Below are 13,127 nucleotides of genomic sequence, written 5' to 3'. Positions count from 1 at the left end.
TTAGATATGAGATAATAGATTTGAGACATTAGACACTTTTTCGCTGGTGCGAGCTTCCCGCTAGTGCTTAACAATACTACTCTTACTCAACCAAATTAAAAATCATGTCTTTAGTTGCCGAATCAGCATAAACCCATGTAAACTGCAATTGTAATTCATTATCTATAATATAACCAGAGTAAGAACCTTCGCTTAATGCAAAAGCTAATTTTTTGGGTTCAAAATATTGAGCCTTACTGTAAGGACTTACAGTTTCCCTGCTAAATTTATAGTTAGTAAGATTAAAACTTAACCCAGTGCTTTTATTCTTTTCAAAAACCACATCTGCTACAAAAGATATTTCAGGTTGGTTACCATAATACACACCCTTAACAATGCTGTTATTATTAAAGGTAAGTGTAATATAATCTTTAAATACCTCTCCGTTTGCTTCTGGATGATTATATAAATAATTTTTAACCTGAGCGTTACAGCAAAAACCAATAAACAGTAATAAGAAAAGTAAACGTTTTTTCATGGTAAGGTTTTAGTTTAAAACGCTTAACATAGTGAGTAAATTGTCCTCACTGGCACAAGCGTCCCACCCGTATGGGCAAAAGGATAATATTAAATTCAAAAGACTGGACTAGTGCTATTCATTAGAACACATTACTTGTGTTAGTTTTTTCCATCTTATCAATAAAAAAATCAATTTCTTTTAATTTACTATTCTTAGATTTGAATGAGTAAAATAATTTTTGTTCTGTCATTTTAGAAGATTCAATAGGCACCTTAATTAATTTTTGTTTACACAATTGTTTAGGGACAATACTAAATCCATTATTGTTTTTTAAAGTTTCGATTATATCTAAATAAGAAGGTAATATATACCTCGGAATAATTTTAGGATTATTATTGAATCGGGTTTCCCAAAATTTCTCTATATCTTTTTGATTATTGTCATAGCTAAACCAGATTTGCTTTTCTAACCATTTGATTAGCTCCTTATCATTTTTCTCTATATTTTTTGGAATTACAATATCTTCAGAGCATATTAACTCTAATGTTTCAGTCTTAATATATTTGAATTCATGATCATAAACGTTATGCTTTTTTATACCTACCAGTAATTGGATTTTATCCGTTTCAAGAGCTTCAATCAAATCTTTTTCAGTTCCAAAAGTTGTAACAATATACATATCAAAAGAATAGATTTTATTAATTAATTCTTTTTTAAAAAAATCTGTTGTACAACCAATTGTTATTGCATAACGTTCTTTTTTTGCTCTTTGCCCTGAATAATACTCTACTTTTTCTAATTCCTGCAATGGATTAGTAATTTGGGTATACAAGAACTTCCCATATTCGGTAGGTTCTAATTTTCGGGTAGTTCTTTCAAATAGTTTTTTACCGATATGATTTTCAAGAGCAGATAAATGTTTACTAACTCCGGGTTGAGTCATATTCAGTTTTTTTGAGGCTTCTGTAATGTTATTACATTCATAAATAGAACTAAAAGTCCTCAACCACTCCAAATTAATCATAATACATGTTATAAATAGACAAACAAAAATAATTAAAATTATCAATTTTTCGAATCTATATTTGTAGAAAAAATAGAAACAATGACAAAAACATTAGTAATAAACTACACCCCCAGAAAAGGTTCTTACACCAAAATTCTATTTGATGAATTTGTAAAACTGGCGAAAGGAAAAACAGAAATGAAGCATTTAAATTTAGCCGAAACTCCACCGGATTTACTATTAGAAAAAAATTTGAATTTAATAATGGAATGGAATATAGGGAAAAGAGATTTTTCAGAAGAAGAACTCTCAATACTATCAAATCATAATAAACTTATAGATGAAGTTCTTGAAGTTGACAATATTGTATTAGCTTTTCCTATTTATAATTTTACAATGCCGGCAACTGTAAAGGCATGGATAGATGCTATTGTGGTTAGTGATAAAACATTTTCTTTTAGTCCCGAAACAGGATTTACCGGGCTTTGCAATAATAAAAAAGCTTTATCACTTGTGGTTAGTGGGTTTGATTATAATAATTCTGGTGATATTAAAGAATATGCTACATCTACTATAAAGCAAAATTTTGATTTTATGGGAATTTCTTCAGAACAGATTTCAGCTTTTGGTGTAGACCAAAACAGGGACCAATTAAATTCAACTCTTGAAAATGCTAAACTTGAAATAAAAAATTTAATAGACAGATGGTTTCCAAGTGCTTAGTCCTGAAATATGGCTACAGATTAAATACAAATCTAAGCAGTTAACTGGTGTATCGCTCGCGCGTCTCACTCGTGCTTAATAACTACATAGATAAAACTACTGCACACTACCACTACCCTGCCTCCACATGGCTATAGAGTTGTGAAAACGCTGTTGTACCTCAACCGGGAGCAAATCCAAAAAAGCTTCGTTAAACTGATCTTCATCAAAAAGGGTTAGTGCAATTTGATCCAGCATGGCATCATAGTCGGGATACTTATTGTTGTATATAAAAGTAATACAGTCGGCACAATGTTCCATAATAGTGGTACTGTGCATATTATTTGCCGTGAAGAGCGCAAAAAAACAAACAACAATAAAATCGTCTTCGTTTTGGTATTCCCTAAAGTCAAATTCGGGAACCGTAAGCAATAGTTTTTCTTTAAGATTCATGGGGTATATAGCGTGGTAATTCAAAAAAAGATAAACAATAATACTTTTGATTCGCGGTGAGAACCGTACTTAAATTTAACAAATAAGTAAATCACCTATCGTTTACATAACAATTGATGATAAAAAGACTATAAAAAGACAGAATTTATCGATAAACTGCACTTTTGTAACATAATAACTACAATTGAAATACAAAAAAGTACATATCGGTTTAATAACCAATTGTCCCCTCTTAACTCTTACTTAAATACTGATTTTACAGACCACTCATATCCTTTGCAGTATTGGATATGTACATTATAAAGCGAATCAGCATACCTTGTACCATCGGCAGCGTCATTTTCAAGCTGTAGCCTGTCTTTAACCGCCTGCCTTAGCCTACGCTGAATATAAGGCGTTTTATCGGCACCCAGATAAGCATAAAAAAGCTCTGGTCTTTCCAGGAAAATATGGTAAAAATAATCATCGGCACTAATCCCCAGGCTCTCCCCTATAGGGTTAGATGAATCGGCCATTTTATTTTTATAAATCTGTCCTGCAACAAACATGTAAAACGACAGGTTATCCTTTTGTTCCCTTAACGACGATAATACTCCGGTAATTTCCATCATATCACCCATAGTAGCATACTCGCCATAGTGACTTACTACAAGCTCATCAAGGCTTCTTTTGTTTTCCTCAATATAAGCTTTTTTCTCGTTTGGCGTAAGTTTAAAAAACTGAGTTTCCTCAAGCACACAAAATGGTTTAATATCAATGGCCCCCTCATCGTTAATAACCATATCAAACAGCCTTATTTTATCGCCCTCCAGTTTGTAATGGTAGCTTTTACCCCACTCACTGCCGTTTTTAAAGTATATTTTGTCCATCGGGTAAATATCCGACACAAAAACAGTTGCCACCTCATAGTTATCATACCCAAAAAGATTTTGGGCAGTACCATCGGCATTCAGTTTTATATTAGTAGTAAAACCGCCCAAATCAGGACAATGGCAGGAATAGCTCTTATTATCAAAAAGTACCCTGTTAGTAATATCATTCACACCTTTAGACTCGTCTTTGGCATTAGCAACCTCAGCTACCCTAACCAGCTCGGCTTTGTGTCCGTTAAGGTTAAATGTAAGCAGGTTATTATTAATAAAAAGTCGTTCTTCAACAGTACCATCAAGCGTATTATAGCTTATATAAGGTTCGGCGTCCTTTTGTATAATCATACCCTGTTCGCCTTCGGTACCATAATATATTTTTATGGGCGTTTTAGGCTCTTCCGGAGAAGCTGCGATAACAACACTGTTTATACCTTTAAGGAATTTTGATGAGGCAAACGGCGAACGGCTTACCTTTAATGAATCTACATAGTTTTTTGGAACCCAAACACCGTTGTATGGCTGCAGGCTAATAGTATACTCAACCTGCGGAACAACAGTTTCTACAGGTTCAATTTCCGCAATCTTTTCGGGTTCTTTTTTACAACCCACCAGCAATAGCAGTACGGAAAACAGTAAAAGGGGCATCTGTTTCATTATAAGGCGGTGGTTTTAAGGTGATTATGGTTGTTTACGAAAATACTAAATTTTATCCTTGTAAGAAACCAAATATTAAATTTTTGTTTAATCGTTTCGTTTTATTATAAAATATTAATAATAACCAACAATTTAGCGATTAAAGTACGAATTTATTATTGAATTATAACTCCCCAATTATTTGAAACATCGATAAAGGGGGTGTATTTTTCGATAAAAAGCAAATTACCAAGACAAAACGTCGAGTAACTCCTACAAATACGGAAAACCTCAACAAAAAATGTAATATAACCCACAGCTATATCATCGCTGGAAAATCTAAATATAAAAACCCAATCTACACTTATTCCTCCTTAACCATCTCTCCTTTTTCTACCTTAAATACAAAAGGAAAAATAATGGCAAGTACCAGTGCATAACCGGCAAAGGTAAACCAAATGTATTGCCAGTTGCGAATGCCGTTTTCGGTAAAATGGTCTACTACCCATCCGCTTGCCAGTCCGCCTACAAAAGCACCTATACCGTTTGTCATAATCATAAACAATCCCTGCGCGCTCGAACGTATGGTTGGATCGGCCTCTTTCTCCACAAACATAGAACCCGATATATTAAAGAAGTCGAACGCCATACCATAAATAATCATAGACAGTACCAGTAGCCACAATCCGTCATCCGGGTTACCAATACCAAACAGCCCGAAGCGGAAAACCCATGCCAGTATACTAAACAGCATAACGGTTTTTATACCATAACGCTTTAGGAAGAACGGAATTAATAATATGAATACGGTTTCAGAAACCTGTGAGATAGATAGCAGTAGGTTAGGATGCTGTACCCCGAAAGAATCAGGATAATCGGTTTTAAAATCTTCAAGAAAAGGTCCGCCAAAGGCATTGGTTATTTGCAGTGCAGCACCAAGCAGCATGGCAAATATAAAGAACACTGCCATTTTACGTTGTTTAAACAATACAAAGGCATCCAGCCCCAGGGTAGACATAAGGCTCTTTTTGGTTTCCTTTTGCAATGGGGGCGACGGTGGCATGGTAAAGGCATAAAAGCCCAGCAGTAAAGCCGATACAGCCCCAACATACAGCTGACCTGCACTTTGGGTATAGCCTAAAAAATCAACCGTCCACATGGCAGCAATAAAACCTATAGTACCCCACACGCGTATGGGTGGAAAATCGGTCACAATACTGTAACCCTTTTTCTCCAGTACGTTATAGGAAACCGAATTGTTCAGAGCAATGGTAGGCATATACATACAGGCATTAAGCAGCATTATAATATAAAACCAAAAATAATCGGTTACCGTTGTGGCATAAAGCATAAGTAGTGCTCCTATAAGGTGGCAAATACCCAGTAACCTTTCGGCGTTAATCCATCGGTCGGCAACAATGCCCAGTAGCCCGGGCATAAAAAGCGAGGCAATACCCATAGTGGTGTAAACTCCGCCTATCTGTATACCGCTAAAGCCAAGCGAGGCGCCCATATAATTACCTAACGAAATTAACCATGAACCCCATATAAAGAACTGAAGGAAGTTCATTAACACCAAACGGCTTTTTATACCCATGTGTATATGTATTGATTGAACATAGCCGTAAAACTACCAAAAAAGTTGAAATATAGGGAATTATGTAGGTTAAGTTTTAAGACTGGGCGTGCCTATTATCTCATGGCATAAAGCAGTATATTTGATAAAAAATTAAGTCATGGAAATAAAAACCGTAAACCTTAAGGAAAAATTTGATTCATTTACCGAATACTGGAATCCTAAAATTGTAGGCGAACTTAACGGACAGTTAGTTAAGGTAGTAAAGCTTAAAGATGAGTTTGTGATGCACAAACACGACAATGAAGACGAAATGTTCCTGGTTATGGAAGGCAAACTCTTGATGGAACTTGACGATAAAACACTTGAGATAAACGCCGGCGAATTTGTTGTTATCCCAAAAGGAACTAACCATAAGCCGATAGCTGTAGGCGAAGTGAAAGTAATGCTATTTGAACCTAATACCACACTTAATACGGGTAATACCGAGAATGACTTTACCGTAAAAAATTTAGACAGGATATAAACCCAAATCAGTTTTCGTTTATAAAATTGATGTAATTATCCAGTAACGATTTTATTTGTACCGATGCCACGGGGTTAGATGAATGTACCCTGAAAATGAGTTTCTTTAAATCGAGTCCGCTTTGGTATACCAGCCATTGTGCTGCGGCATAACCATCGGGCAGCAGGTTTCCGTTTTCATCTTCCCCCAGGTCATTATCAAAGCTGATAAAATAAGGGAGTCCGTTTTCTCTAATAATCTCTATAAACTCGCTGTAGGTTCTTGCAATTATAAAATCTTTATTAGTGAGGTCGGGGTATACCATAGGGACATCCCTAACATCATCTAAAAAAAGCTTGTAGGCTATTCTTTCGGTATTCAATTTTAATTCTGTTTATAATAGGCAAAATGATGATCGTTAAACCACATTTCATCTTTAGCCTTTTGGGTATAATTATACATTAGGGCTTTGTTGGCATAAAGCTGATTTTTAACATGTACTACCCCGTTACACAGTTTAAAGTCTACATTATAATAATCAAGCACTTTAATAAGGTTCTCGTTAAACGGATGCGACTGTTTCTCTATATTATCTACAACATACTCCTCACCTACATGCTTTACAGGATAAAAAGGCGTGTAATCATACTGCCAGTATAATATAGATGTGCAGGTTACAACAAGTAACAGGGTTAGTAAGGTGTATTTTTTCATACAGTAATATTATTCGTGCTGTCCTAGGCTTTTCATAAGGGTAACCAGCATTTCCGATTTGGTTCTTGGCTGTGCCTCGGCTGCTGTTACCTTTTCAGAAAGACGTCTAACATCCCCCTCCTTAATTTGGGCAATACTAATAAGTTTAAATACGTTTTGTTTTGCCTGTGGCGATACCTCATCCAGCTTTTGTAAAAAAGTATTGGTATGAGTATCCAGTAAGCTGAACAAAATTTTAAATCTTCTGTAATTACACTCGGGGTTTACGTTAGCATCCAGCTTTTCAAAAGTGGTCAGATACTGAAAAATATCATAGTTGCTAACATTTTTAGTACCCTCCAGCTGTGACAGTAAATTAGAGTCGCACGGGGTTACGTGCATGCCGGTTTTAATAGCCGGCTGTAGTGCTGTTTCCTTTTGTTTTTGTTGTGTGCATGCGCAAACAAGTACTGCAAATAGCATTAAGCTAATGTGTTTCATAACAGGCCGTAGTTTTTGGTTGGGAAGTAAATTTAATAAGAAAAATTCCTTGTAAACTATTGTAAGAAAAATATTTACATTGTTTTTCTTAATTATTCGATGAAAAGCAAATTATACCCGACCAACGCACTGTTTTTATGCAAAATTTTTATTCTTTGGAAGATTGATACTTACGTTTCTCCTCTTCTTCAATACGCTTTTTATATGCCCTGTATTCAAAATATATTTCCCCTACACTATCAGTACTAAATTTTTGTACTCTGGGCTCTTCATACCCTTCCTGCACTATAAGTATCTTTTCGTAAACTTTGGCAAATTCCCTATGTATCTCGGCACTCACCTCACTTTCAACATGAAGTCCGGCTGTACCCTCTGATTTTTTTGCATTTACATTAATAACAGTAATAGACTGTATATTTCCGTACAACGAATCTTTTTCATCAATAACCGACTTAAACTCATCCAAATCCACCTCATCCCCCATTAACTTATAAAGTGGTACTCTTTCCTCATGAGACATGGTTTCATAAAACGAATTTGCTAAATGTTTGCTCATAGCAACATCTTCGGGATCATTTATATACTCTTTTTTAATTTCACATCCGGCACATAAAAAGACAATTAAAAAAGCAATAGTGTATTTCATTATAGTAAGATTTAGTACAAAGTAAATATTTAGGTATTATATAGGCTTAATAGAATCGTGTATTGCGCACTTTTAGCTTTGCCGTATTTAAAGCAACAATCACTTCCTGCTTTGTTTCGGGATATTTATCATAAGTTTTAACCTTATCTAAAACAGAAGTAACATCTATTCCGTCATGAACAGGAGAAGCCAGTTCATCCAGTATTTTTGCTTTATTGTATATCCTTTCTAACTGACTTAAAAACTGATTTGTATGGTTAGCCAATAACAAAAACAAAAGTTCATTTTTCGACTGACTGTACTCCACATTATTATAACAGGCTGTGTTATTGTAGTTTTCTAAGAAGAGAAATATTTTCCTGTCATTTAATTTCTCTGCATTTTCAAGCTTATGCAAATAATCAATACTACACGGATTTTGGGCTATACTATTGTTTGCTTTACAGGATATCAGCAACAAAACAATTACTAAAGAAAAATATTTCATGTATACAAGGCTGTGGTTTTGTGCAAATATAAATGTTTACTGTAAATCATTTATCGTCTCAACATTTATAATGGGCGACTGATACAGTATTACCCTATCTTTATAAAACCAATAGGTAAGATTTGAACTGGCATATATAGTATCACTTCCCTTTACTATAGCATAGGTGAAAATTCCATTTGGAATAAGATGATCTCTGCCGGTAACAAGGTACTTTTTCATATAATCAAACTCGGTACTCACCTCTTTGCTCTTTATCTGTTTTAGGGTTGTTTTAGCAGGGTTACTAAACTCTTTAAGATTTTTGCTTGTTATATGGTAGCCATACTCATCATTAGCCGTTATTAACGAAACACTGCTACTGCAGGATGACAGCGCAATTAAAATAAAGGGGATTATTTTTTTCATGGGGATGTTTATAAAATAATTAATACAATTTAAGCTTTTTATTTTAAACATCCCCATGGGCTAACTATTCATCATAGTCGCCATATCTTTGAAAACAATACTCATAGGTATCAAAATCAAAGCTTATTTTTTTTGAAAGGCATTTATTGATTTTATCGGCTGCAACCTGATCAATCGTGTAAGTACTATACAGCTCAGGATCATTTAAATTAGGGGTAATAAACGATTTGATAACTCCAATACTGATTTCGTTAATATCAAATTCTCTGTTTAGTTTATCGTTATGACGATGATACTCCTCTACATAATTGTAGATTTTAATTGGCGGTTTCATAAGGTAATGGTTTGGTTATTTCTGCCGCAAAATAATTATTTTACCTAAAAGTTTAACACTTTTTAACATTTAAAAGTTCAGTAGTTTTCAACAATTAAAACCTGTAAGATATTACATACTAACACTATAGAGGTACAAATTTTGAATGAGATTCCTCCGTTACGCTACAGCTACAGCCGGAATGGAAAAGAGATCCTTCCTATCGTCAGGATGACAAACTCGTACGTCATTGTGGGGAGGAACGACGCGGCAATCTATTTTAAATGATAAATTTTAAATTTTGAATGAGATTGCCACGCTACATTGCATTACGCTCGCAATGACAAGCAGAGTAAGCAAACGGCATTAGGTTTTGAAGGCGTTAAGTAAATTACCGAAAACGGCGTATAAAAGCATCTGCTGTTTGAGGCGATAGCCGAGTTCGGATGGTTTAGCCGAATGAGGGAATTTATAGCCTGAGAAACCATAGCCTTGACTTTTTCGTTCTTTTGTGTCAAGACAAAAGGACAAAACCTCACCACTCATTACGTTCAATATATCATGTCGACGGTAGGAGACATCTCTATTAAAAGTTCAGAGATTCCTCACTACGCTACGTTTCGTATCGGAATGACAACCCCAGAAAAACATCAGAGTAAGCAAACGGCATTAGGTTTTAAAGGCGTTAAGTAAATTACCGAAAACGGCGTATAAAAGCATCCGTTGTTTGAGGCGAGAGCCAAGTTCGGATAGTTTAGCCGAATGAGGGAATTTATAGCCTGAGAAACCATAGCCTTGACTTTTTCGTTCTTTTGTGTCAAGACAAAAGGACAAAACCTCACCACTCATTACGTTCAATATATCATGTCGACGGTAGGAGACATCTCTATTAAAAGTTCAGAGATTCCTCACTACGCTACGTTTCGTATCGGAATGACAACCCCAGAAAAACATCAGAGTAAGCAAACGGCATTAGGTTTTAAAGGCGTTAAGTAAATTACCGAAAACGGCGTATAAAAGCATCCGTTGTTTGAGGCGAGAGCCAAGTTCGGATAGTTTAGCCAAATGAGGGAATTTATAGCCTGAGAAACCACAGCCTTGACTTTTTCGTTCTTTTGTGTCAAGACAAAAGGACAAAACCTTACCACTCATTACGTTCAGTATGTCATGTCGACGGCAGGAGACATCTCTATTAAAAGTTCAGAGATTCCTCCGTTACGCTATCGCTTCAGTCGGAATGACAAACAGAATAGAATGACAAAGTACTACGTCATCATAAAAAACAGCAGTAAAGCAATAAGGACAATTACAAAGTAAGTACGTATTTGAGCAGCACTAAAAAAAGAAACACCTTTTTCACTACGGCGTTGCATAATACTTTTCCTTAAAAAATAAAACAACTGAAAAACCACTATGGCTCCAAATATAAAAAGTAGTTTTTTTTGCATTATACTATCATTAGTATTCCCTAATAAGCTTTACCACTAAAAGTATGATGATAAGCCCAAAAAGTAAAAAGGTTCTTTTAGAAGTATCGCTCCCCTTAACAGTATCACTCCATGGTTTTTTACCTGTCTTTCTTAAAACCAGAATAAGCAAAAAACAAAGTATTACAATTATAGTAAGTAATACATCAACCATTTTAAACCTGTTCGTTAAGCATTTTATTTACAATATCAATAACCTTTTGGAGCTGTTCCTGCTTAGTGATATTAGAGTTATCCATCTCAATAGCATCATCGGCCTTAACAAGCGGAGAGTCTTCACGATGGGTATCCATATAATCACGCTCTACCACGTTTTTATACACCTCATCATAAGTTACCACCTGCCCCAGCTCTGTAAGCTCTTTAAAACGGCGCTGTGCACGCGTTTCGGGAGAGGCATTCATAAATATCTTAAGCTCGGCATTAGGGAACACTACGGTACCTATATCGCGTCCATCCATAACCACACCTTTTGCCTCCCCCATGTGCTTTTGCTGTTCTACCAGCTTGTGGCGCACCTGTGGCACTTCGGCAACGCGGCTTACCAGTTGTGACACGGCAAGAGTACGTATTTCCTTCTCTACATTTACTTCGTTAAGATACATTTCGGCAAACTCCAGTACAGGATTGTACAAAAACTGTAGTGTAACATCATCCAGATGTTCTATTAAACCTTCGCGGTTAAAAAAATCATTACCTATTAGTCCGTTTTGCATGGCATATAGTGTAACGGCACGGTACATAGCACCGGTATCCACATACACATAGCCCAAATGCCTGGCCAGTTGCTTAGCCAGCGTACTTTTTCCGGTAGACGAAAAGCCATCTATGGCAATCGTAATTTTTTTATCCAATTTACTGCAGGTTAATGGTTAACCCTATAAGGCTTGTATTTGCTGCAAGGGTGTATTTTGAGTACGAATAATCAAAGCGCAATTTATTAAACCTTACGCTTACTCCCGCAGAAATTCCCGAAAAAGTTCGCTTGTCCTGTATACTTAATTCCTGCCCTCTCCTAAAGTTATAGCCTAACCTAAGGTTAAAGCTCTTACCCGGAAACAGTTCGGCACCCAGTATAACGTGACGAAGTGCATTATTGATAAACGAAACTTTCTCTTCGGTCACCTCCCCGTCAATGCTCTGTTCGGCACGGTTAGGGTTTGAGAAAGAAATATTCCACTGCTGTAAGTTTTCCAGTGTAATGTGCCAGCGTATGGGCACGTTTTCCACCTCCTGCGATATACCCGCTATAATCTCAAACGGAAGTTTTTCCTGCAGTCCCGCATAAGTAGTTAACTGCGTACCCATATTACGCAGTACCAGCGCATAGTTAATGTCGTTATCGGTATCAATATAAATAGCTCCTATATCCAACGCCACCCCAAAGGAGTTGTAGCTTTCCAGTGTAGAAGATATTAGTTTAAGGTTACTGCCCAGGTAAAGGTTAGTCCAGGGTACATTGTAGGCATATCCAAAAGAAATAGCAATTTCACTACCTGTAAAATCACCCGTTAGGAGTCCGGTTTCGTCACGCCCTTCAAACGTACCATAATCAACGTAGTTAACCCCCATATGGAAGGTTTGTACGTGCCTGTCCCACGTGTAGGCATAAGCAGCAGTACCATAATTCACCTCCCCATAGTAGCTACCATAGTTTGCCGTAAGGTGGTTGTCCATCTCCGGATTAATGGTTGCGGGGTTGTAAATAGCCTGATTTACGTCATAATCGTACAGGGTAACAATCTTACCGCCCAAAGCCGCCTGACGCGGAGAGGTAACAAGATTAAGGAACTGATATGTATATTTACCTCCTATCTGGCTGTAAGACACCGCCGTAAATAAGATAAAGAAGTAAATAAACGCTTTTTTGAACATTGCCGTCTGTAGGTTTTTCTGCATACTATAACGCAGGTGCGAAGATATTATTTTTTTACTTACGAGATAAGAGTAATTAAAGATTAGAATTTTGTGTTTTGACAGCAGAAAACAGACATAATAAAACAGACTTCAATATGACGCGGTAATCTATTTTAAATTTTGAATGAGATTACTCCGTTACGCTATCGCTACAGTCGGAATGGAAAAAAGATCCTTCCTCTCGTCAGGATGACAACTCCTACTGTCATTTTGAGCGCAACGAAGTGAAGTCGAAAAATCTATGATGAGAGTTCCATTGCATTACGCTCGCAATGACAACACGAATTAGCGTAGTATGGAGCTCTTATTGGCTCAGTATGTCATGTCGACGGCAGGAGACATCTCTATTCAAAAAACAGAGATTCCTCACTACACTACGTTTCGTATCGGAATGACAACCTCAGAAAAACATCAGAGTAAGCAAACGGCATT

At 36.3% G+C, this 13,127-nt stretch carries 18 protein-coding genes; 2 read left to right on the top strand and 16 right to left on the bottom strand.

Translation table 11 applies throughout. From position 1 onward, the window contains the following. Positions 1-82: 82 nt before the first annotated feature. Both Q763_RS12165 and Q763_RS12160 read right to left on the bottom strand, forming a co-directional pair. Positions 83-517, bottom strand: coding sequence for a hypothetical protein (locus Q763_RS12165; protein ID WP_035134673.1), 435 nt, complete (start codon positions 515-517; stop codon positions 83-85). 121 nt (positions 518-638) lie between these two features. Beyond that, positions 639-1,523, bottom strand: coding sequence for a LysR family transcriptional regulator (locus Q763_RS12160; RefSeq protein WP_035134671.1), 885 nt, complete (start codon positions 1,521-1,523; stop codon positions 639-641). Positions 1,524-1,604: 81 nt separating this feature from the next. On the opposite strand from Q763_RS12160, the gene Q763_RS12155 reads away from it, so the two are divergent. Further along, the gene (locus tag Q763_RS12155) at positions 1,605-2,228 is read left to right on the top strand and encodes an NAD(P)H-dependent oxidoreductase (RefSeq protein WP_035134669.1); all 624 of its coding nucleotides are present in this window, start codon (positions 1,605-1,607) and stop codon (positions 2,226-2,228) included. A 96-nt stretch (positions 2,229-2,324) separates the two neighbouring features. Here Q763_RS12155 and Q763_RS12150 read toward each other — a convergent pair whose 3' ends face one another. The 3 genes from Q763_RS12150 to Q763_RS12140 all read right to left on the bottom strand — a co-directional run bounded on the left by Q763_RS12150 (position 2,325) and on the right by Q763_RS12140 (position 5,759). Beyond that, complete coding sequence (locus Q763_RS12150) at positions 2,325-2,660, bottom strand: hypothetical protein (protein WP_035134667.1); 336 nt, start codon at positions 2,658-2,660, stop codon at positions 2,325-2,327. A 239-nt stretch (positions 2,661-2,899) separates the two neighbouring features. Then, a complete protein-coding gene (locus Q763_RS12145) occupies positions 2,900-4,183 on the bottom strand; it encodes a hypothetical protein (protein ID WP_035134665.1) in 1,284 nt (427 codons plus the stop codon). Between the two features lie 343 nt (positions 4,184-4,526). Beyond that, entirely contained in the window at positions 4,527-5,759 is a 1,233-nt protein-coding gene (locus Q763_RS12140; RefSeq protein WP_035134663.1) for a nucleoside permease, read from the bottom strand. Positions 5,760-5,898: 139 nt separating this feature from the next. Between Q763_RS12140 and Q763_RS12135 the strand changes: the two genes are divergently transcribed. Continuing rightward, positions 5,899-6,264, top strand: coding sequence for a cupin domain-containing protein (locus tag Q763_RS12135; RefSeq protein ID WP_035134661.1), 366 nt, complete (start codon positions 5,899-5,901; stop codon positions 6,262-6,264). A gap of 7 nt (positions 6,265-6,271) precedes the next feature. Here the strand turns inward: Q763_RS12135 and Q763_RS12130 are convergent, their stop codons facing one another. The 11 genes from Q763_RS12130 to porQ all read right to left on the bottom strand — a co-directional run bounded on the left by Q763_RS12130 (position 6,272) and on the right by porQ (position 12,653). Next, positions 6,272-6,625, bottom strand: coding sequence for a cyclic-phosphate processing receiver domain-containing protein (locus Q763_RS12130; RefSeq protein WP_232297524.1), 354 nt, complete (start codon positions 6,623-6,625; stop codon positions 6,272-6,274). A gap of 2 nt (positions 6,626-6,627) precedes the next feature. Next, positions 6,628-6,957 carry a hypothetical protein gene (locus Q763_RS12125; protein ID WP_035134659.1) on the bottom strand — a complete coding sequence of 110 codons (330 nt, stop codon included), beginning with the start codon at positions 6,955-6,957 and terminating at the stop codon, positions 6,628-6,630. A gap of 9 nt (positions 6,958-6,966) precedes the next feature. Next, the gene (locus Q763_RS12120; RefSeq protein ID WP_035134658.1) at positions 6,967-7,437 is read right to left on the bottom strand and encodes a hypothetical protein; all 471 of its coding nucleotides are present in this window, start codon (positions 7,435-7,437) and stop codon (positions 6,967-6,969) included. Between the two features lie 148 nt (positions 7,438-7,585). Beyond that, positions 7,586-8,083: a hypothetical protein gene (locus Q763_RS12115; protein WP_035134656.1), complete on the bottom strand. Its 498-nt coding sequence runs from the start codon at positions 8,081-8,083 to the stop codon at positions 7,586-7,588. A 46-nt stretch (positions 8,084-8,129) separates the two neighbouring features. Beyond that, positions 8,130-8,570, bottom strand: coding sequence for a hypothetical protein (locus tag Q763_RS12110; protein WP_035134654.1), 441 nt, complete (start codon positions 8,568-8,570; stop codon positions 8,130-8,132). Positions 8,571-8,606: 36 nt separating this feature from the next. Beyond that, positions 8,607-8,978, bottom strand: a complete 372-nt coding sequence (locus tag Q763_RS12105) for a hypothetical protein (RefSeq protein WP_157499426.1) — start codon at positions 8,976-8,978, stop codon at positions 8,607-8,609. Between the two features lie 64 nt (positions 8,979-9,042). Then, positions 9,043-9,312 (bottom strand): DUF7683 domain-containing protein, encoded by a 270-nt coding sequence (locus tag Q763_RS12100; protein ID WP_035134650.1) that lies wholly within the window; start codon positions 9,310-9,312, stop codon positions 9,043-9,045. A gap of 1,244 nt (positions 9,313-10,556) precedes the next feature. Next, positions 10,557-10,739 (bottom strand): hypothetical protein, encoded by a 183-nt coding sequence (locus tag Q763_RS12095; RefSeq protein WP_035134648.1) that lies wholly within the window; start codon positions 10,737-10,739, stop codon positions 10,557-10,559. 10 nt (positions 10,740-10,749) lie between these two features. Next, positions 10,750-10,932, bottom strand: a complete 183-nt coding sequence (locus tag Q763_RS12090; protein ID WP_035134647.1) for a hypothetical protein — start codon at positions 10,930-10,932, stop codon at positions 10,750-10,752. Between the two features lies 1 nt (position 10,933). Then, positions 10,934-11,632, bottom strand: a complete 699-nt coding sequence (gene cmk / locus Q763_RS12085; protein ID WP_035134646.1) for a (d)CMP kinase — start codon at positions 11,630-11,632, stop codon at positions 10,934-10,936. A 1-nt stretch (position 11,633) separates the two neighbouring features. Continuing rightward, positions 11,634-12,653 (bottom strand): type IX secretion system protein PorQ, encoded by a 1,020-nt coding sequence (gene porQ / locus Q763_RS12080; RefSeq protein WP_035134901.1) that lies wholly within the window; start codon positions 12,651-12,653, stop codon positions 11,634-11,636. Positions 12,654-13,127 lie beyond the last annotated feature (474 nt).

This window comes from Flavobacterium beibuense F44-8 (assembly GCF_000769915.1).
In the GTDB taxonomy this organism is placed as follows: Bacteria; Bacteroidota; Bacteroidia; order Flavobacteriales; family Flavobacteriaceae; genus Flavobacterium; species Flavobacterium beibuense.
This window is presented reverse-complemented; position numbering and strand designations above follow the sequence as displayed.